Source organism: Streptomyces gelaticus (assembly GCF_014649535.1).
Classification (GTDB): domain Bacteria; phylum Actinomycetota; class Actinomycetes; order Streptomycetales; family Streptomycetaceae; genus Streptomyces; species Streptomyces gelaticus.
In genome coordinates, this window is the sequence record NZ_BMTF01000009.1 from 1 (window position 1) to 19292 (window position 19292).

The following is a 19292-nucleotide window of genomic DNA, read 5'->3' on the forward strand; positions in this document are numbered from 1 at the left end:
TCACCGCGGCCGCCAACTACGCCGCCGACCGCTACGGATCCATCGACAACGTCAACTCCGCCTACTGACACACGGATGGCGCGCCGTGATGCCCTGCGCCGGCCCGTTCGTCGGCGCACAACACAGGAAGACGACCGCGCTCTTCGGCGACGGCTGCGAGACAGGCGACCACTGGGCCCGGCGAGGCAGGCGACCACTGAGCCCGGCACGGCGAGCGGCGGCAGCACCAGCGGCGCCCGCAGGACGGGAACGTACAGCCGCCGCCATGAGCAAGGTGCTCCTGCGCGTGGCGCCGACGGGCGAGATGCTCGAGCGGCATCAGTGACGGCACGACACCGCCCTGGCGTCATCGGGCTGTAGCCCCGCCGCCTGCCTGCCGTGCCGCGTTCCGTGCCGGCTCCGAAGCGCTCGCGCGCCGCAGCGCACCCGTGGGGTCCTCAACCGCGTTTCCGTACCCACATGTTGAGCCCGGCCGATCCGGTCACGAGTTGAGGACCGTCGTACCACCGGATGCGCACCTGTGGCACAGTCGTGCCGTGGATGCACTGCGACCCCAGGACCCCGCGCGCATGGGCGCCTACCACCTCCTCGCCCGCCTCGGCGCGGGCGGCATGGGGCAGGTGTATCTCGGCAGGTCGCCCGGTGGACGGCTGGTGGCCGTGAAGGTCATCCGCGACGAGATCAGAGACCACCCCGAGGCACTGGCCAGGTTCCGGCGGGAGACCGCGACCGTCGAGGCCGTGCGCAGCGCCTACACCGCGCAGTTGATCGAGGCTTCGCTCGACACGCCGCCCTACTGGCTGGCCACCGAGTACGTGTCGGGGCCCACCCTGCGCGGTGCCGTGGGCACGAGCGGCCCCTTCCCGCCGGACAGTGCGCTGAGGCTGCTCGCCGCGCTCGCCGAAGGACTGGCCGCGGTCCACGCCCATGGAGTCACGCACCGGGACCTGAAGCCGCACAATGTGATCCTCTCCCCGCAGGGCCCGCAACTGATCGACTTCGGAATCGCGCGAGGTCTCGAGCAGACGATCCTGACTCGGGACGGCATGGTGTCGGGTACCCCCGGCTACACGGCACCGGAGGCCCTCCTGCGCAACGAGGTGGGCCCGGCGGCCGACGTCTTCGCGCTGGGCGCGACCCTCGCGTACACGGTCACGGGCCGGCCTCCGTACGGCACGGGCGAACCGGCGGCGGTGAGCTACCGGACCGTGCACGAGGACATCGACCTGGCTGACGTCCGGCCCGAACTGGCCGAACTCATCCGGCAGTGCGTGGCCAAGGACCCGGCCGACCGGCCCGAGCCGGCCGCCGTGATCGCACGCTGTGCGGTGGACTCGCCGCTGGCGTCGGACGCCCACTACCGGATGCTCGTACGCACCGCCGAACCCGTGCCCGAACCCGGGGATGACGCGCACCAGGAGCAGGAGCCGGAGACGGTCCAGGCACCGGAGAGCGGGACGGCCGGGACGCGGCCGGCGGACCGCGAACCGGCCGCCGACCCGGCGGAGCCGGCCGCGACCACGCCGCCCAAGGGCCCGCCGGACACCGCGCCGGACGACCGCTCGGACCCGCCGCGGCGCGCCGCACGGGGCAGAGCCTGGCTCGCCGTCTGCGCGGTCGCCATCGCGCTGCCGATGACGGTCTGGCTGCTCCCGGAATCGGACCGCAGGGACACCGGCGCCGCCCCCACGACGGAGACCACCGCCTCCGGGCAGCCGGCCGCGCCGCGGACCGCCACTTCGCCGGCCACCGAGGGGCTGGCCGGTGGGCCGCCGGACCACATCGTCAACGACGGTGACTCACAGGACCGCTGGACGCTGTCCGACGATCCCGAGCAGGCGGCCCAGGGCATCGGCTCGTGCGATCTGTCCGGTATCGCCGATGCCGCACCGCCCACCGGCCTGCGGTCCTCCGTGTCCCACACCACGGGCTCCGACACCGCCACACTGGAGTTGCGTCCCCAGAACGCCGGAGAGGGCGAGCGGCCCGCGCCGTACTACATATCCGTGGGGGTGCGGCCCCCGCACGAGACGGACCGTGCCACCGGGCGGCCCCTTCGGTCCGTCAGCAAGGGCATCGGTTTCACCAGCAAGCCCGTCGACATCTACTCCCGCTGGTCCTCCGGCGGAACCGTCCGGTTCAAGTACCCCGAGGACTTCCGTGCCCACTTCGGTGAACGCACCGTCGACGCGCTCCCGGTGGGGGACGACAGGGGTGACTGGACCGTGGTGCTGTACCACGTCGAAGGCGGGCCCACGAAGTACACATCCGTGGTGTGCAACGGCTTCCACGCCTGAGACGCGCACCGTCAGCCGACGGGTTTCTCCCAGGACCGAGACGTATTGGCCGCTCTCGTATTGCCCGGCCTGCCGGGGCGCGCCCGATGTGAACCGGTGGAGCGCTGTCCGGATACGGCACGGGTGCGCGGTGTGCCCCGGGGGGTCTGGTCCACCACGTTCCGTAGGGTTGCCCTCGTTTCTGCAACCACCGCCTGTCCATAGCGTCGAGGTATGTCAACAGACCACGAATTGAGTGATGGCCACGGCTGCGGTCCGCGGCCGACCACCCGCAGGACGGCGCTGCGTGGTCTCGGCCCGGCCGCAGGAGGCGTTCTGTGCAGCCGCGTCGGCCGCACCGACGCCCTCGAAACCAACAAAGGGAACCGGACGACGATGAAACAGCTGATCGGCATGGAACAGCGCCTGACCGTATGCGTGCTCGCCGCACTCGCCCTCCTGCCGCTGACGGCGTGCAGCGGCGAGGATCTCCACCCCTCACCCTCTTCTTCTCCGGTGGCGTCCTCCCCGCACGCCGGGGCGACGGCACCGGCCGAGGGTGCGAAGCCGTTCACGCGACGGTTCGAGGAGCTTGAGCGCAAGTTCGACGCACGGCTGGGCGTCTACGCCATCGACACCGGCACCGGTCGCGAGGTCACTCACAACGACGGTGAACGCTTCGCCTACGCCTCCACGTTCAAGGCACTGGCCGCGGGCGCTGTGCTGCGCAAGTACTCCGTGGACGGGCTGGACGAGGTGATCACGTACTCCCGGGACGATCTGGTCAGCAACTCCCCGGTGAGCGAGAAGCATGTCGGGACCGGGATGAGCCTGCGCGCGCTGTGCGACGCCGCCGTCCGTTTCAGCGACAACACCGCGGCCAACCTGCTCCTCGACCGGCTGGGCGGACCCCGGGGACTGGACGCCGTACTCGCCGGGATCGGCGACGACGTCACCCGGATGGAACGCCGGGAGCCGCAACTCAACGAGTGGTCTCCGGGCGCCGTGTCCGACACGAGCACACCGCGGGCACTCGCGGGTGACCTGCGGGCGTTCGTCCTCGGAGACGTCCTCGGAAAGGGCGAACGCGCGCAGCTGACGGAGTGGCTGCGGACCAATACCACCGGAGACGAGCTCATCAGGGCCGGAATGCCCAAGAACTGGGTCATCGGCGACAAGACCGGATCCGGTGGCACCTACGGCACCCGCAACGACATCGCCGTGGTCTGGCCCCCCGACGGCGCTCCCATCGTCGTGGCGATCCTCTCGAACCGGACCAAGGAGGACGCCGAGTACGACAACGAACTCATCGCGCGGGCGGCGTCCGTGGTCGCGGACGCACTGTCGTAGCGCAGGCGCCCTCTCAAGCGGTACCCGGACCGACGCCGTGCCGGATCCAGACGTTGGGTTCGACGTAGACGGCGTGATCGTGCGCGGTGTCGCAGTGCACCGGTGTCAGTGCGCCGGGTACCTCGACGGCACCGTCACGGTCGAACGGCAGGCCGGTCCACTGCCGCCACTGCGCCAGCGAACCGCTGACCGTCATCGAGGCGGGGGCCACCTTCTCGATGGTGCCGCCCGCCTTGACGTGCACCCGCACCCACGGGTCGGCCGGCAGCCCGTCGTCCCGGCGCCGGCGCAGGTACTCGGTCATGGGCACACGAGGGGCCAGGTGTTTGGCCGTCGGGCGGACCGGTGCCAGGAGAGCATCGTGCCCCTGCCGGCCGACCGCCTGCCGCAGCGCGGCCAGCATCCGGTAGGACAGCCCCCGGCCGAGATAGTCGAGGTCCACCGAAATCTCGAGCGCGCTGGCCACGGTCGGCGCGTGCCCGAACTGCCGGTCCTGGAACGCCCACACCAGCACCCGGTCCCAGCCCTGGTCGGGCATCTTCTCCCGTCCGTCGAGTTCGGCGTTGAACGGCACACTGAAGCCGCGCGCCACGACCCGGTCACCGTCCGTCGCCGCCACGCAGTACTGCGGGAACTCCACGGGAACCCGGCTCAACAAGGCACCCGCGACGGGCTCGTGGTGGGTGAATACGGGCCAGGAGTCGTTGATCTCGTAGAGGCGCGGTATCAAGGACGGACGCTCGGCGAGCGGGACGATCCGGATGCTGTCGTTCTCTGTCACGACGGAGCACCCTGCCACAGACCGTCGTCGGACCCCAAGGCAATATCCGTCGTCCGGATCCCATTGGCGCACCGCACGATCCGCAGGTACGGACCCGCACAAAGGATCGCATGGGGCCGGGACGGCCCGGCGGGGGAGGAGCCGAGGCCGGGCAGCCCGTCACCACCTGAGCAAGTCCGGCTGCGTCCTCTCGCCCGGGACCGCCTACGGCTTCTCGACCCCGAGCCACTGAAGGACCTCGGGGGTCACGGGGTCGGTGATGTCGGAGAACTCGTCGTGCTTCTTGAGGTACTTGGCCACGTAGGGGCAGACCGGAACGATGCGCATGCCGCTCCTGCGTACGTCGTTGAGGGCCTCCGTCACGAGAATCGAGGCCAGGCCCTGCCCGGCGAAGGCGTCGTCGATCTCCGTGTGGTAGAAGACCCGCTGTCCGTCCCGGTCGCGGTAGACGGTGAAGCCGGCGGCCGTGCCGTCCACCTGGATCGCGTAACGGTGCCGTGCGTCGATCCGTTCGACGACGGGAGCGGAGGTGTTCTGCGTCATGGTGTTCTCAGTCCTTCGGTGGGTTGTGTGCGGGGGCGGGCGGTTCAGCGGCGCGACGGGTTCTTGCGCGGCTGGATGGTGGCGTTCGGCAGGGTGGGCGCGGGAAGGCGGTCACCGGGGTACCCGTCGACGGCGCCAAAGCGTTCGGAGGCGCTCTCCCAGTCCTCGCGGGCCCGGACGATGTCGTCGTGGCTGCGTCCGATGAAGTTCCACCACATGACGATCTCCTCCTCGAACGGTGTGCCGCCGAGCAGCAGCAGCCGTGCGGTGTCCTCGGAGGTGTTGGTGAGCGACAAGGTGTCGGTGCCGGGTGCCACATAGCCCAACTCGGCCCGGAGCAGCGGGGTTTGGCCCAGGCGTACGGTGCCTCGGTCGACGAGGACGCCGTGCTCGAACTCCGTGTCCACGGTGAGGGTGACGGTCGCGTGCGGGTCGAGAAGGAGTTCGGCGCCGAGCAGCGGGGTGAAGGTCCGCACCGGGGACGCGGTCCCCGCGAGTGCCCCGAGGAAGACCCGGGCCTCGCCCCCCTCCAGGGGCACGGGCCGGGGGGCATAGTGCTGGAAGTCACGCTCCGTGTGCCGGTGTTCCTCGGGCAGTGCCACCCACAGCTGGGCGCCGTGCAGGATCGTGGTCCGCGGGGTCGAGACCTCCGTGTGGCTGATGCCGTGCCCGCCGGTCATGAGGTTGAGCTCGCCCGGGCGCACGAAGGCGTGGCTGCCCATGCTGTCGCGGTGCTCGATCTCCCCGCTGAAGAGCCAGGACACGGTCTGCAGCCCGGTGTGGGGGTGGGGCGCGACATCCATGCCGCCCGTCTCGGCCACGTTGTCGGGGCCGTAGTGGTCGGCGAAGCACCAGGCGCCGATCAGGGTGCGGCTGCGCTGCGGCAGGGTGCGCCGCACCGTCATCGCCCGCGGGCCGCCCAGCGGGACGTCGCGCGCGGTCAGCACCTCGACCCGCGGCGCGTCTCCGCCGTGCCCGTCGCTCGCCGAGGCCGCGCAGCGCACTTCGGTCGGGTGCGTCTCAGCGTTGCTCATTGCGCGGTACTCCCGGGACCATGCTTGTTGGGTATTCAACTATCATGGTTGGATCTTAGGGCACCACCGCCCGAAGCGCACGGCAAGGGCGGGCGGACCCGGCGCGGCCGGAAGGAGACCGGAGTGAGTGACGCGATGACAACACCGGACAGCCGACGGGTCTTCGTCGACAAGCGGTCCCCCAAGGCGTACCACGCCTTGGTCCAGACCTCCGAGGCGGTCCGTGCGACCGCCGCCGACGCCGGCCTGGACCGTGTACTGGTGGAGCTGATCAATCTCCGCGTCTCGCAGCTCAACGGCTGCGCCTACTGCCTCGATGTGCACACCAGGGCGGCGCTCCGCGCGGGTGAGTCCACGCAGCGCCTCGGAGTGCTGGCGGCCTGGCGGGACACGGAGGTGTTCACACCGCGGGAACGCGCGGCGCTCGCTCTGGCGGAGGCGACCACCCATCCCGCGGACGCCACCGCGCAGGAGACTGCCTACGGGGCGGCCCGTGAGGTGTTCGGCGACGACGAGCTCTCCGCGGTGATATGGGTGGCGATCACGATCAACGCCTTCAACCGGGTCTCCATTCTGAGCAAGCACCCCGTACGCAGGGCGCCCGGATCGTCCGCCCCGGGACGCTGACTCCCCTGCGTACGCGCGGCGCTCCGGGAGCATGGCGCGATGGAGCGTATTCATCGAACAGTCGGTTCCGGGTCGCCGCTCGAACCGCAGATCGGGTTCTCGCGGGCGGTCCGCAAAGGGGCGCGTGTCGCGGTCGCCGGCTCTGCTCCCGTCGGCGACGACGCAACAACCGTGGGGAAGGGCGATGTCCATGCCCAGACCGTCAGGTGCCTGGACGTCGCGGAGGCCGCACTCGAGGCGGCCTGATCCGCCGGGCAGGCCCTACCCCGCGCCGCCGCCCCGCGCCCGGTCGAGCCACGGGCCGAACTCGTTCTCCCGGACCAGCCGGCCGAGTTTGCGGTACTCCTGGAGCACCGCCGAGACGATCTGCTCCATGCCGAGCGGTTTCCCCGATTCGGCTGCCAGATAGGCGGCAGTCACCGCGCAGGCGCGGATCGACCCTCCCGCCAGCTCGAAGCGGCCCGCGCAGAAATCCAGGTCGAGCCCGGCATCGCGGGGGATCGCCGTTCCGAGACAGCGGTCCCACAGGGCCAGGCGCTGCGCTGCGTCCGGCATGGGGAACTCCGCGATCACATCGAGGCGCCGGGTGAACGCCTCGTCGAGATTGCCCCGCAGATTGGTGGTGAGCACCGCGATCCCGTCGAAGGACTCCATCCGCTGCAACAGATAGGCCGACTCCACGTTGGCGTGGCGGTCGTGCGCGTCCTTGACCTGTGAGCGCTTCCCGAAGATGGCGTCCGCCTCGTCGAACAGCAGGATGCCGTTGACGTCGGACGCCTCTGCGAAGATCCTTTCGAGGTTCTTCTCGGTCTCACCGATGTACTTGTCCACCACCGTGGACAGATCCACGACGTAGAGCTCCATCCCCAGCTCCGACGCGATCACCTCGGCCGACATGGTCTTGCCGGTGCCGGACTCACCGGCGAACAACGCGATGATCCCGCGCCCCCGGCCGCCTCCCGGCCGCATCCGCCACTGCCCGAGCACCTGCTCGCGGTGGCGAGCGCGCAGGGCGAGCTCGGACAGCTCGTGGCGGGTCGCGGCGGGCAGCACGAGGTCGTCCCAGCCGACCGCCGGCTCGATGCGGCGGGCGAGCCGTTCGAGCCCCGCCCCGTTCTGCGCCCGGACCGCCGTGCGCAGGTCCTGCGCGTCCACCGGACGGTCCTCCAGGACGGCCAGCCGGGACGCGACAACGGCGGCCTTGCGCACCTGCTCGGAGTCGAGCCGGTAGGAGGCGGTGGCCTCGATGAGCGCCTCGTCGGCCGACGGGCTCCCCGCGGGCAGCCCGACCGAAGCGCCGGCTGCGGCGAGCGCCCGCCGCCACTGCCGGGCCACACCCCCGGCACCGGGGGACAGGACATGGACCGGAACCGGACTCTCCGACGTCCACAGCGGATCCCAGTTCTTCTTCCCGTACACGACCAGGGGGGAACCGCCGACCGCGGCGCAGAGGTCGCCGAGCAGCCGGGCCCTCTCGGGCCGCTCGGGGGCGAGCGCCTCCAGCGGCCCGAGGACGACCCCGCCGCCGCACAGCCTTGCCTCGGCCGCCAGGGTCCGTACGGCTTCCGCCGGTTCGGGAAGGGCCGCGAGAGCCGCGATGTCGACCACCAGCGGACGGCGGCCCGCAGCGACAAGCGCCTCGACCGCCAATCCGCCGGGGTCACCACCCCGGTCGAGCAGATGGACCAGTCCGCTGCCCGTGCCCAGCGCCGCCGCGACCCGCAGGACCTCCGGGCCGCTGTCCCGCCCCTCCTCGGACCCGACCGCCCTGACGAGACCGCGCAGCCTCCCGTCGATCTCGTCGTCGCCGAGCAGATACGCGGTGATCCGGTCCGGCACACGCAGCACCCGCGAGAGCAGCGGGCGGTCGGCCTCCAGGATCTCCAGCAGCCCGCCCGCGACCAGCGGGGCGCAGCGCGAGAACCGGAAGCGGCCGGAGCCCGCGGCGGGCAGCCCGCAGAGTTCGAGCGCCAGGCCGATCGTGGGCCTTCGCCGGGTGAGGTCGTCGTTGAGATAGCCGTAGAGCCGCTCGAACCGGTTGTCGATGTCCGGGGCCGTCGCGACCAGCAGGAGATCGATGTCCAGCGGGAGCAGGCCGAAGTTCTCGGCGAGCTGCCCGAGCCGGCTCCCCGGCGGCGACTGCGGCGACGGCCCGGAGCCGTACGCAGGGACGGGCGCGAACGCGTCGCGGGACTCCACGATCCGCGCTGCCGCCTCGGCGGTGAGGTACTGCCCCCGGTACGGGTCGTCGGGCTGCGGGTCGGCGGCCCGCCGGAGCGCCACGGCGGTCCTGACCCGCTGCTCGACGTGGACCAGCCGCTCCCAGAGGTCCTCGATGACCGCCGTAGGGGCGTCGGCCGGTTCCCGGACGGCACGTGTGCCCGGTGTCGTGGTCATCGAGCCGCGCCCCCGCGCCTGCGACGGCCGGGCGGCAACTGCCGTTCCCGTTCCGCGGCGAAGCCCTGCCCGCCGGGGTCGGACGCCCCGTCGTAACGCAGCCGGCGCCCCGGTCCCGCCCCGTCGCCGTCCCGCGCGGGCGCGGACCTCATCACCAGGCCTTCGGTGACCGGCGGGCCGGCGGCCGTCCGTTCACCGGCCAGCGGTGCCCACACCCGCAGATCGATCGCGGCCTTGAGCTCACCGCCGAGCGCGGACCACACGTCCGAGGCGGACGGCCCTTCGGTGCCCGGACCCGCCGCCTCCAGCTCCACGGCCAGCCCGAGCTCGGCGAGACTGCCCGTGTGCATCCGGGCCGGCAGGACGTCCGACCGCACGAGGCAGCGCAACACCTCGGAGAGCAGGCGGTGTTCGTCCTGCGGGCGATTGGTCCAGGCCGTCACCAGATAGGTCAGCTCGTACCAGCGCGGCGGGGTCCGCCGGCCGATGACCATTCCCTCCTCGTCGTGCTCCTCGGCCGCACCGGTGCGGCGGCGGGTCGCGTCCTCACGGATGCGGTGGAGGAAGACGCTGATCGTGGGCGCGTTGCGCCGGGCGGACCAGTCCTTCGTCGGAGCGTCGAAGACCAGGTCGACACCGCTCTCCTGGAGGCCGGCGTCGACCAGCAACAGCCGCAGCCCCTCGTCGACTTCGTGGATCACCGGCGCCCCACCTCGTCCGGCGGGACGATGGTGCCACCGACCACCAGGAAGGACGTGGTGACGGGGCTGAACCCCGGCCCCTCGGCGGTGATGGTGCGCGGTCCCGTCTGGTCCTTCGCCAGGATCAGCAGCTGCGCGATGAACGTACCGTCCCGGCGCGGGAGGGTGGGCGGTGCCGCCGCCGTGATCCCGGGCTTCCAGGACAGCTTCACGGGTGCCCCGGGTGGGAAGTCCTTGCCCCGTACGGAGGTGACGAACCCCGGTTTGCCGACGGCGGGAACCGCGATGATCCGGGGCTGGAGGATGCGCAGCGGCTCCCTGGACACGTTGTCACGGGGGTCGGCGTCCGTGCCGGTCGTGGTCAGCGTTCCGGTGATGCTGGTCTTCAGCGCCCGGTCCGGTCTGAGTACGACACGGACGACCGTGGAGGCGCCCGGTGCCAGGTCGGGCAGGGTGCACACCCCGGCGGCGCAGCCCGCCGGCAGCGGACCCGCCGGGATCCGCGCGGGCAGTCCGAGCTTCAGCCGCAGCCCGGTGGCGAGCGCGTTCCGGCCGTTGCGCACGGTGTACGTGACCACCACCCGGCCGCCGACATAGCCAGGACTGGGCTGGGCCCGCACAAGGACCGCGGGCCCCGCCTCGGGTTCGGGCGGCTGGGGGGCCGGGGGCCTGGGCGTCGGAGGCTTGGGCGTCGGGGTGGGCGTCGGTTCCTCGGGCTTCTCCTGGACCGGGACGGTGGTACCGGTGGCGTTGTCCGTGGGGTTCGGGTCGACCACGGCGCCGGTGACCGACCAGCCGATCCGCTGGTCCCCGGGCGTCACCCCGGTCAGCCGGGCGGTGACCTCCACGCTCTCCCCAGGCCGGAGCACGCCCAGGCCGCACTGGGGCGAGTCGGTGGCACAGGTCCCGGCCGGGGTGGTGAGCTCCTCCAGGCGCACGCCGGGCGGGGCGTCGGCCGTGAGCACGGTGCCGGGCGACAGGGCGGGGCCGCGGTTGGTGACGGTGACCGTCACCGGGACGGAGGAACCGGTCTCCACCGAGGGCCCGGTGGGCGGCGCGGTCAGGGACAGGTCGACCGACTGCTGGAAGGCGGGCTCCTTCTGCCGTCCGGCGAGCGCCCCGCCGAGCGGCGTCAGGGTGCCGGAGGCGAGGTCCAGAATGGAGAGCTGCTCCTCGGAGTTGGCGTCGGCCTCGCGGCGCGAACTCAGCACGATGCGTCCACCGTCCGGCGACCAGGCCACATCACGGGGCTGGAAGGGGCCGTCCGCCGGGGGCTCCGGAAGGTCCTGGCGGCAGGCGTCGGGGTCGTCGCGCCGGGTGTCGGGGAGCACGACCCGGCACGTGTCGCCGTTCAGCGAGGTGATCACGACGACGGCGCGACCGCTGTCCTGGTCGTTGCCGCCGTCCTTGCGGTTGAAGCCGATGCTGGTGCCGTCCGGGGAGAAGGCGGGGCTGTCGTCGATCTTCTTGCACTCGCCGGGGCAGATGGTGGCGCTGAGGTCGCGCTGCTGGTCGAGCGCGTTCACAGGCGCGGTCCAGATGTGCTTGATGCCGCCGAGGCCCCGGATCACGTGGTTGCGGGTGAAAGCGAGGGTGGTTCCGTCGGGCGACCAGGCCGGTTGGGCGTCCTGCCCCGTCAGCTGCCCGGCCGGCGGTACGACCTTGCCGATGATCGCGCCCGACGCGACGTCCGCGATCAGGACGTTGCTCTGCCCGGCCTTCTCGCCGGTCCCGCCGGGCGAGATCCTGGCGAACGCGATCTTGGTGCCGTCCGGGGAGAACGCGGGGTCGGTGTCCCAGTCACCGGGAGCGCGCCCGGCGAGCGGTATCGGGGCCGCGTTGCCGCCGTCGGCGTCCGCCAGCCAGATCCGCTCGCTGCGCGCCCGCTTCACACCCTCGAAGCGGGTCACGACGATGCGGCGGCCGTCAGGGGTGTAGCTCTGCCGCTCGCTCCACGGGTCGAAGTCCTCGTTCGGGTTGAACAGGAGCTTCGCGTTGTCGATGGCTTTGGGGTCCTCCCACAGGACAGGGAGCCCGAGGTCGCGCGGGTCCGATCCGTCCTGCCGGACGTCCTGGAGCGTCGCGACGACCGCGGTCTCCTCGTTCTTGTTCTCGGGCCGGGGCGCGGTCTGCCGGGAGACGATGACGGTCCCGGTGTCGAGCGGGCCGGTCCAGGTGGGCGATTCGAGCTTGCGGTTTTCGTCCAGTTCGGTGTCCGGCCCCGCCGTGCTGAAGGCGGTGGCCCGGTAGACGCGCTCGTACTCGCACGTGCAGTCGCGGGCGAGGAAGATCAGGTCCTGTCCGTTCGCCAGCCAGGCGGGCGAGCGGGTGCGCCAGGTCGCCTGTCCGCCGCCGAGCAGCAGGCGGTCGGTGCCGGGCTCGCCGTCGGTCACGTACAGCTTCGGGTCGTCGTCGTTCAGCTTCTTGTTGAGGGTGTACGCGACCTGGTCGCGGTGGGCGTCGTCGTCCACCGGATTCCACGCCGGCTCGGTCGCGCTGCCGAGGCTCCCGTCACTGATGACCCGTGCCGCGCCGCCGGCCACGGCGCGTTCGTAGATGCGACCGGTCCGCCCGGGACCGGAGTCACAGGAGTACGCGATCCGTGAGCCGTCCGGGGAGAAGGTCGGAGAGGTCTCGTTGTTGGGGGTGTCCGTCAGCCGCCGCAGGCCGGAGCCGTCGGTCCCGACGGTCCACAGTTCACGCTGGACCACACCGTCCGCCCCGCGCTCCGCGGAGTCGAACACCACGGTCCTTCCGTCCGGGGAGAGTTCGGGGTGCGCGGCGTCCCTGTCGGTGGTGAGCCTGCGCACCGCTCCGCCCGCATCACGCACGTACACCTGCGGCCGCAGGCTGTCGCGCAGGCTGGTGAAGACCAGCAACTCGCCGCGCGCGGAGGGGTCCTGGTCGTAATGGGCCGGTCCGGGGCCGAACAGCGGGGCGCTGGTGGACGAGTCGGTGACCCGGCCGAGGCTGCGGTGTTCGGTACCGGCATAGGTGATGCGCCCGGCATCTGCCGGGCTCTCGTCCGCCGTCGCGGCGAGCCTCGGCGCACTTTGGGGCGCGGTCGCGGAACCCGCCACCAGCAGCGGCGCCAACAGCACCACAGCGCCCGTCAGTCGGCCCAGCCGGGTATGCCTCGCAGGGCCAGCAGTGCCGGTCACGGCCCACCTCACAGTCCTGTTGATGACTCTCCAGCACAAGCATCCTGCGTGGGCGGGGCCAAGGACAGGGCCGGAGTACCCGGACCGGGGGAAGCAGCTGTTGCCCTTTGCGGCGCCTGCCCGCCCCCTCGACCGGCCGCTCGGGCCGGGAGCACCGGCCCACCCCCGCGCGGCGACTTCCTCACGCCGTCCGCACGGGAGCCCTGGGCGGCACTCAGATGAGTCCGTGCCGCATGGTGTAGCCGACGGCGTGTGCCCGGTTGCGCAGTTCGAGGCGCGTCACCACCTCGTGCAGAACGTTCTTGACGGTGCGTTCGGAGTACGAGGTCTTCTGTGCTATCTCCGCGGTGCCGTAACCCTCCGACACCAGCCTGATCATCTCCGCCTCCCGCGTCGTGAGAGTGGAGAGCGAGAGCCCTCGGGGGTCGAGGACCGTGCGCTGGAGACTGCTGACATGGTCCAGGAGCTTGCCCAGCAGGTCACCCGGCAGTACCCCCTCGCCGTTCGCCATGGCCGTCACCAGGTGGACCAGACTGTCCTGGTCCGCCTCACCGCGCCTCAGCACGGCGGCGACGCCGCATTCGATCATGGTCTGGAGCGCGCCCGACTCGAAGAAACCGACAACGAGACCGGTGCGGGTCGTGGTGTTGCGCTGGAGGCGCTGCAGGAGCTGGACCGTGCGTTCGTCCACCATGTCCACTACTACTAACGAGACTTGGGCCCGGTCCGCCTCGGCGGCCGCTATCAGCTCTATCTCGGGCCGCGGGCGGATCTGGTGTTCCACACCGGTCCGGAGGATCAGGTCCTCAGCGTACACAGCGACGGAGACCCTGCCCCCGGGAGTCTCCTTGGGCCTGCCTCCGGCGGATCGTTCCGCCGCGGTGGGCCTGCGGTAGTGGCCGCGCTCAACGGCTCTGTTGTTCGCTTCTGCTGTTGTCGTCGTCATTCTTCTGCGTGCCTGTCTTCCTCAGATACTTCCGTCGTTGCTTCCGTCCGGTACGCCAGTCCCCGCACTCGACCGCCCCGCCCTCCGGCATGGCGAGCGGGCCCGCGGCGGGGTCGCCGGGACATCGCGCCGTTGTGCCCTCGGGGCACCACTCGTGCCCGACCGTTGCCCTCGCGTCTCTGCTGCGCGGCCGCCCGTGCGGTTTAACGTCGCATGGTGACCACATCTGCCGAACTCGAAATGTCCACGGTGACTGTGTCGCCCGGTGCCGAAGCGACGACGACTCTGACCGTGCGCAACGACAGCGACATCGTCGAGGCGTACACCTTCGAAGTCGTCGGCGACTGTGCCGCTTGGAGCACTGTCGAGCCGGCACGGGTCTCCCTCTACCCGGGCACCTCCGAGGCGGTGACCGTACGGCTCGCCCCGCCCCGCTCCCATGAGGTCCGGGCCGGCGAGATACCCCTGGGCGTTCGCGTCCTGCCCACGGAACACCCCGAGTCGGTGGCGGTCCCCGAGGCCACCGTGGTCGTCGGGTCCTTTCACGAGCTCCGGGCGGAACTCGACCCGCGTCGGCGTTCCGGCTGGCTGGGCGCCCGGTTTCGCACCTCGGTGCAGAACCGGGGGAACACCGCGGTCGATGTCGTCCTCGACGGCAAGCAGGCAGGGGAGGAGCTGCGGCTGTCCTTCACCCCGGGCCAACGGCGCCTGGAACCGGGCGAGTCCGCGGAGATGGGCCTGCGGGTACGGACCCGGAAACTGATCTGGTTCGGCAAACCGGCCACCTGGCCGTTCGAGGTCGAGGCCGTCGAAGGCACCGAAGAGGACACCGAGCGCGAGCAGTCCGCCAGGGCCGAGGTGCTGCCCGGTGAGTTCGCGCAACTGCCGGTGCTGCCCGGGTGGTTGCTGATGGTGCTGGCCGCACTGCTCGCTCTGCTGCTCGCGTGGTTCGCGCTGGTCCGGCCCGCGGTACGGAGCACCGCGAAGCAGGCGGCGCACGAGGCCGCTCAGGAGAAGACACCCCCGGGCGGGCAACAGGGGTCGGCTGCGGGGGGCGGCACGGGAGGCCCGACCGGCGGTCAGGGGGATGACAAGGGGCAGGGCAAGCCGAACACGTCCGGCGGCGGCTCCGGTTCGGGCGGTTCCGGTTCGGGAACGGGCGGTGGAACGGGCGGCACCCAGCAGAGCTCGGCGACGATCGATGTACAGACCGGATCCGGGGCCAAGAAGAAGGGGACCTACCGGGTTCCGAAGGGGAAGGTATTCGGAATCACAGACATCGTGGTGGCGAACTTCCAGGGCGACGAAGGAGTACTGACCATCTCCTTCGGGGAACGGAAGATCACCACCATCGCTCTGGAGACCTTCCGCAATCAGGACTACCACTGGGTCACCCCTATCCAGATCCAGGAGAACGACACGGTCACCGCGTCCGTCACCTGTGCCAAACCTGGCACCCCGGCGACCGGAACACAGGCTTCCGAATGCCATCAGGTGCTCAATGTCAGCGGTGAGCTGAGCGATCTCGCGCCCTAGGAACAAGGCTCCTGACCTCCTGCTTCCCTCCACGGAGGATGAGAACAGCAGAAATTCCCACCGAGGGAAACCCGGCTTGCCGGTGTTTGGCAGTTTCCTTCTCCTGTGCAGATTAGAGGCCGTCCGGACCGTGCGGGTTCCGTGACCTCGGCAGTGGTCGAGGCGTTTCCGGCCACGTGCCTTCGGTGAACTCCGTAGTGGGGCGGTCAGGGAGCGGATTCGGTTTCACGGTCCCGAGCGGATAGCCGGTGTCCGCTAAACCTGGCTGATTTGCGTCTGTTCATCTGCGGGGCGGACATCGTTCGTACCTCCGCAGTCCACCCTGCTGTCACACGGCGGACCGGGAAGCGCGGCGACTGCCGCGACCGGTCCGCAAGGGGAAGTACTTCCTGTCGCGCGGGTGCCCGGGAAGGCAGCACCGTTGCCCCGTGTCCAGGACTTTGAGACCTACTGTCCGCAACGGCCGCCGAGGAAGACTCGACGGCGAACGAATGACCACGCGAAGGAGCGAGTATGCCGTCGTACCTCACCCCCGGTGTGTACGTGGAGGAGGTGCAGTCCGGAGCCAGGCCCATCGAGGGAGTCGGCACCGCGGTCGCAGCCTTCGTCGGGTTCGCGGAGTCCGGTCCCTTCCACCAGCCCACGCTGGTGACGAACTGGGACCAGTACGTCCAGACCTTCGGTACCTTCACCGCCGACACGTACCTGACGCCCGCTGTCTACGGCTACTTCGCCAACGGTGGTGGCGCGGCCTACATCGTGCGCATCGGCGGCCCCGCCCAGGACTCGGCGCAGGGTCCCGCCGTCGAGGCGGCCCCGCCCGCCGTCATCGGGGGTTTCCTGGTCTCCGCACGGCCCGGAACCAGTGGGGAGCTGTCCGTGGAGGTCGCCGACGCCGAGGGCGAGAACCCTCCGGAGGACCGGTTCCGGCTGCTGGTGCGGCAGGCCGGCAAGGTGGTGGAGACCTACGACGTCTCCACTCGCAAGAACGTCAAGGGCTATCTGGTCGCCCAGACCCGTCAGTCCAAGCTCATCCAGGTCACCGAGCAGCCCGGCGCGACCCCGACGCGCCCCGAGAACCAGACCCTCCCCCTGGCGACCGCCGGCGCCGCCCCCGGAGCGGGCGTCGCACGCCTCGACCCGGCCGAGTACGTCGGCGACGCCGCCGCCCGCACGGGTTTCGCCGGCCTCGAAGCGATCGACGAGATCACCATGGTCGCCGTTCCGGACCTGATGAGCGCCTACCAGCGCGGGGACATCGACGCCGAGGGCGTCAAGGCCGTCCAGCTGGCAGTGATCTCGCACTGCGAGCAGATGGGCGACCGGGTCGCCGTCCTGGACACCCCGCCGGGCATGAACGCCCAGCGCGTCCGCACCTGGCGCAACGACGACGCCGGATACGACTCGCGCTACGCGACCGTTTACTACCCGTGGCTCAAGGTCTTCGACCCGGCGACCGGCCAGAACGCCCTGGTGCCCCCGAGCGGCCACGTAGCCGGCGTCTGGGCGCGCAGCGACGGTGAGCGCGGCGTGCACAAGGCCCCCGCCAACGAGGTCATCCGAGGCGCGCTGGACCTGGAGATCCGCCTCAGCAAGGGCGAGCAGGACCTGCTCAACCCGATCGGTGTCAACTGCGTACGCGCCTTCCCCGGGCGCGGCATCCGGATCTGGGGCGCGCGCACGCTCTCGTCCGACCCGGCCTGGCGCTACCTCAACGTGCGCCGTCTCTTCAACTACCTGGAGGAGTCGATCCTCCTGGGCACCCAGTGGGTGGTGTTCGAGCCGAACGACGACCGCCTGTGGTCGAGCATCCGGCGCAATGTCACCGCCTTCCTCACCGAGGAGTGGCGCCGGGGCGCACTGTTCGGCCGCACGGCCGAGGAGGCGTTCTACGTCAAGTGCGACCGCGACAACAACCCGCAGGAGTCGATCGACCTCGGTCAGGTCGTGTGCGAGATCGGCGTGGCACCGGTGAAGCCCGCGGAGTTCGTGATCTTCCGCCTCGCACAGTTCTCCGACAGCACCAGCCTCGTCAACGAGTGACCCGACAGGGTCCGCAAACGGAACAGGTGACACAGAGTCATGGCAGAGGGCGACGCTCTTTCCACCCACGTCTTCGGCGTGCAGCTCGGCGGCTATCTCGTCGAGTCGATCCAAGAGATCAGCGGCCTGACCGTCGAGGAGGAAGTCGTCGAGGTCCGTCAAGTGACCGCCGAGGGCAAGCAGATCATCCGCAAGCAGCCCGGCGCACGTCAGGCGGGCGAGGTGACGATCACCCGAGGACTCGACAAGAGCAGCGAGTTCACCAAATGGATCAAGGAAACGCTCAACAACGGTGCTGTCGACACCGCACGCCAGAACCTCACCATCGAGATCAAGGACTCGAAGGGTGAGACGGTCCGGCGCATCCAGTTGATGCAGGGCTGGGCCAGCAAGTGGGAGGGCCCTTCGCTGAAGGCCGGTGAATCCAGCGCCGCCACCGAGACGGTGACCATCACCTTCGAGGAGATCGTGGTCGAATGAGGCGCAGGACCGTTACGTCGGGCGGGCTCGACGAAGTCCTCGACAGCCTCGCGTCCGCCCCGCCCGCCGCACGGGAGGAGGCCGCCCCCGCGCAGCCTCCGGCCCGTGACCAGCAGGGGATGCGTTCGGAGTTCGAGTTCGAGCTCCCGCGCGGATACGTCGACGACGAGGGCCAGGTCCATCGGCGCGGCTCGATGCGGCTCGCGACGGCACGGGACGAGCTGCGCCCGCAGATCGACCTGCGGGTGAAGGAGAACCCGGCCTATCTGTCCGTGGTGCTGCTGAGCCAGGTGATCACCCAGCTCGGCACCATCACCGATGTGCACGCCGGGGTCGTCGAGCGGATGTACGCCACGGATGTGGCGTTCCTCCAGGACTTCTACCGCAGGATCAACAGCGAGGGCCACACGCATGCCGCGGTGACCTGCCCGCTGTGCCACGGGTCGTTCGAGGTGGACCTCTCGGGTGGGCGCCTGGGGGAATCGTGACGTACGCGCCTTCCCGGTTGCGGGAGGAGATCGCGTACGTCGCCTACCACTTCCACTGGCAGCGAGAGGACATCCTCGACCTCACCCACGGCGAGCGTCAGGAGTGGGTGCGGGAGATAGCGCGGATCAACACCCGCGTCAACGAAGGCGGGTGATCGTGTGGGGTTCGGAGACTGGTTCCGCCGAGGGGACCGGCAACAGCCCGGAACGCCGTCCCCGGTCGCGACCGGAACCGACGCCGGGCGCGGCCCGGAACCGGAAGCCGACCGGAGCGACAGCGGGGCCGATCGGCACAGGGCCGGTCCGGGCGACGACTGGGACGGTGGCTGGCGGCAGGTCGCGCCGCCCACGGTGACCGTCGCCCGGTCCTCGATCGGGGTGAGCGACGGACTGCGGTTCAGGGACGGCCTCGCCTCGTGGCAGAACCTCGCGTTCGGCAGCGAACTCGGCCATGCCGTACTGCCGTCCGCCCCGGCGGGTCTCATCCATGGCGTCGCCCGGCCGGGCAGCCCGCGTTCCGAGTCCTCCGGTGGACCGCTGCTGCTGCGTGCGGCCCGGACCGCTGCGGACGAGGAAGGGGACGCCGCTGCGGACCCGACGTCCGCGACCGTCCGGACCGTCCAGCGGACGAGCACCAGGACGCCGTCCCGTTCCTCGGACCCCCGCTCCTCCGGGAGCGGGGCACCGGGGCGGCGGACCGGCGGGGGCGGCGCGACCGCCCCGGACGTCCCGGCAGTGACGGTCCCGGCGGCGAGCAAGGCGCCGGCTGCTACTGGGGGCCCGGCTGCGCAGCGGGCCGCCACGTCGGCGTCGCAGCATGCGGCGGACACCGCACCGGCACCGGTTCCGCTCCAGCCGGCCCGGCCCGCGGCCGTACGTCCTCGGCGGACCGCCCCACCTCTGATCACCGCCCGGCGTCCGGCGATGGC

Annotated in this window: 16 protein-coding genes and 1 pseudogene; 10 read left to right on the plus strand and 7 right to left on the minus strand. The window is 71.0% G+C overall.

Features of this window, described 5'->3' with window-relative positions; all coding sequences use genetic code 11:
- The 3 genes and pseudogenes from IE107_RS36290 to bla form a co-directional block, all read left to right on the plus strand.
- Positions 1-68, plus strand: a pseudogene (locus tag IE107_RS36290) (transglycosylase SLT domain-containing protein); the annotation flags it as partial.
- A 468-nt stretch (positions 69-536) separates the two neighbouring features.
- Complete coding sequence (locus tag IE107_RS15510; protein ID WP_229866951.1) at positions 537-2297, plus strand: serine/threonine-protein kinase; 1761 nt, start codon at positions 537-539, stop codon at positions 2295-2297.
- Between the two features lie 393 nt (positions 2298-2690).
- Positions 2691-3626, plus strand: coding sequence for a class A beta-lactamase (gene bla, locus IE107_RS15515; protein ID WP_189544501.1), 936 nt, complete (start codon positions 2691-2693; stop codon positions 3624-3626).
- Between the two features lie 13 nt (positions 3627-3639).
- Here bla and IE107_RS15520 read toward each other — a convergent pair whose 3' ends face one another.
- From IE107_RS15520 to IE107_RS15530, 3 genes are all read right to left on the minus strand, one after another.
- Positions 3640-4407, minus strand: a complete 768-nt coding sequence (locus tag IE107_RS15520) for an N-acetyltransferase (RefSeq protein WP_189544351.1) — start codon at positions 4405-4407, stop codon at positions 3640-3642.
- Positions 4408-4611: 204 nt separating this feature from the next.
- Positions 4612-4950: a GNAT family N-acetyltransferase gene (locus tag IE107_RS15525; protein ID WP_189544352.1), complete on the minus strand. Its 339-nt coding sequence runs from the start codon at positions 4948-4950 to the stop codon at positions 4612-4614.
- 44 nt (positions 4951-4994) lie between these two features.
- Entirely contained in the window at positions 4995-5984 is a 990-nt protein-coding gene (locus IE107_RS15530) for a pirin family protein (RefSeq protein ID WP_189544353.1), read from the minus strand.
- Positions 5985-6119: 135 nt separating this feature from the next.
- Here IE107_RS15530 and IE107_RS15535 point away from each other — a divergent pair, with 135 nt between their 5' ends.
- Both IE107_RS15535 and IE107_RS15540 read left to right on the plus strand, forming a co-directional pair.
- Positions 6120-6611 (plus strand): carboxymuconolactone decarboxylase family protein, encoded by a 492-nt coding sequence (locus tag IE107_RS15535; protein ID WP_189544502.1) that lies wholly within the window; start codon positions 6120-6122, stop codon positions 6609-6611.
- 39 nt (positions 6612-6650) lie between these two features.
- Positions 6651-6857, plus strand: coding sequence for a Rid family hydrolase (locus tag IE107_RS15540; RefSeq protein ID WP_189544354.1), 207 nt, complete (start codon positions 6651-6653; stop codon positions 6855-6857).
- Between the two features lie 15 nt (positions 6858-6872).
- Here IE107_RS15540 and IE107_RS15545 read toward each other — a convergent pair whose 3' ends face one another.
- From IE107_RS15545 to IE107_RS15560, 4 genes are all read right to left on the minus strand, one after another.
- A complete protein-coding gene (locus IE107_RS15545) occupies positions 6873-9008 on the minus strand; it encodes an ATP-binding protein (protein ID WP_189544355.1) in 2136 nt (711 codons plus the stop codon).
- Positions 9005-9709 carry a Pvc16 family protein gene (locus IE107_RS15550; RefSeq protein ID WP_189544356.1) on the minus strand — a complete coding sequence of 235 codons (705 nt, stop codon included), beginning with the start codon at positions 9707-9709 and terminating at the stop codon, positions 9005-9007. Before IE107_RS15550 ends, IE107_RS15545 begins: the two co-directional genes overlap by 4 nt.
- The gene (locus tag IE107_RS15555) at positions 9706-12870 is read right to left on the minus strand and encodes a DUF11 domain-containing protein (protein ID WP_229866955.1); all 3165 of its coding nucleotides are present in this window, start codon (positions 12868-12870) and stop codon (positions 9706-9708) included. The genes IE107_RS15550 and IE107_RS15555 overlap by 4 nt, the downstream gene beginning before the upstream one ends.
- Before the next feature lie 214 nt (positions 12871-13084).
- Positions 13085-13816 carry a helix-turn-helix transcriptional regulator gene (locus tag IE107_RS15560; protein ID WP_189544357.1) on the minus strand — a complete coding sequence of 244 codons (732 nt, stop codon included), beginning with the start codon at positions 13814-13816 and terminating at the stop codon, positions 13085-13087.
- Positions 13817-14056: 240 nt separating this feature from the next.
- Here IE107_RS15560 and IE107_RS15565 point away from each other — a divergent pair, with 240 nt between their 5' ends.
- From IE107_RS15565 to IE107_RS15585, 5 genes are all read left to right on the plus strand, one after another.
- On the plus strand, positions 14057-15352 hold the full coding sequence (locus tag IE107_RS15565; protein WP_189544504.1) for a COG1470 family protein: 1296 nt from the start codon (positions 14057-14059) through the stop codon (positions 15350-15352).
- A 513-nt stretch (positions 15353-15865) separates the two neighbouring features.
- A complete protein-coding gene (locus IE107_RS15570) occupies positions 15866-17395 on the plus strand; it encodes a phage tail sheath family protein (RefSeq protein WP_189544358.1) in 1530 nt (509 codons plus the stop codon).
- A gap of 39 nt (positions 17396-17434) precedes the next feature.
- The gene (locus IE107_RS15575) at positions 17435-17875 is read left to right on the plus strand and encodes a phage tail protein (protein ID WP_124720830.1); all 441 of its coding nucleotides are present in this window, start codon (positions 17435-17437) and stop codon (positions 17873-17875) included.
- Positions 17872-18363 (plus strand): hypothetical protein, encoded by a 492-nt coding sequence (locus tag IE107_RS15580; protein ID WP_189544359.1) that lies wholly within the window; start codon positions 17872-17874, stop codon positions 18361-18363. The genes IE107_RS15575 and IE107_RS15580 overlap by 4 nt, the downstream gene beginning before the upstream one ends.
- Entirely contained in the window at positions 18360-18518 is a 159-nt protein-coding gene (locus tag IE107_RS15585; protein ID WP_177328192.1) for a DUF6760 family protein, read from the plus strand. The genes IE107_RS15580 and IE107_RS15585 overlap by 4 nt, the downstream gene beginning before the upstream one ends.
- Positions 18519-19292: the final 774 nt, after the last annotated feature.

What these genes read in the sequence shown, in the direction of transcription:
- bla (WP_189544501.1), top strand. Translation starts at nt 2,691, where the DNA reads ATGGAACAGCGCCTGACCGTATGCGTGCTCGCCGCACTCGCCCTCCTG.
- IE107_RS15580 (WP_189544359.1), top strand. Translation starts at nt 17,872, where the DNA reads ATGAGGCGCAGGACCGTTACGTCGGGCGGGCTCGACGAAGTCCTCGAC.
- IE107_RS15570 (WP_189544358.1), top strand. Translation starts at nt 15,866, where the DNA reads ATGCCGTCGTACCTCACCCCCGGTGTGTACGTGGAGGAGGTGCAGTCC.
- IE107_RS15575 (WP_124720830.1), top strand. Translation starts at nt 17,435, where the DNA reads ATGGCAGAGGGCGACGCTCTTTCCACCCACGTCTTCGGCGTGCAGCTC.
- IE107_RS15560 (WP_189544357.1), bottom strand. Translation starts at nt 13,816, where the DNA reads ATGACGACGACAACAGCAGAAGCGAACAACAGAGCCGTTGAGCGCGGC.
- IE107_RS15545 (WP_189544355.1), bottom strand. Translation starts at nt 9,008, where the DNA reads ATGACCACGACACCGGGCACACGTGCCGTCCGGGAACCGGCCGACGCC.
- IE107_RS15525 (WP_189544352.1), bottom strand. Translation starts at nt 4,950, where the DNA reads ATGACGCAGAACACCTCCGCTCCCGTCGTCGAACGGATCGACGCACGG.
- IE107_RS15540 (WP_189544354.1), top strand. Translation starts at nt 6,651, where the DNA reads ATGGAGCGTATTCATCGAACAGTCGGTTCCGGGTCGCCGCTCGAACCG.
- IE107_RS15535 (WP_189544502.1), top strand. Translation starts at nt 6,120, where the DNA reads ATGACAACACCGGACAGCCGACGGGTCTTCGTCGACAAGCGGTCCCCC.
- IE107_RS15565 (WP_189544504.1), top strand. Translation starts at nt 14,057, where the DNA reads ATGTCCACGGTGACTGTGTCGCCCGGTGCCGAAGCGACGACGACTCTG.
- IE107_RS15530 (WP_189544353.1), bottom strand. Translation starts at nt 5,984, where the DNA reads ATGAGCAACGCTGAGACGCACCCGACCGAAGTGCGCTGCGCGGCCTCG.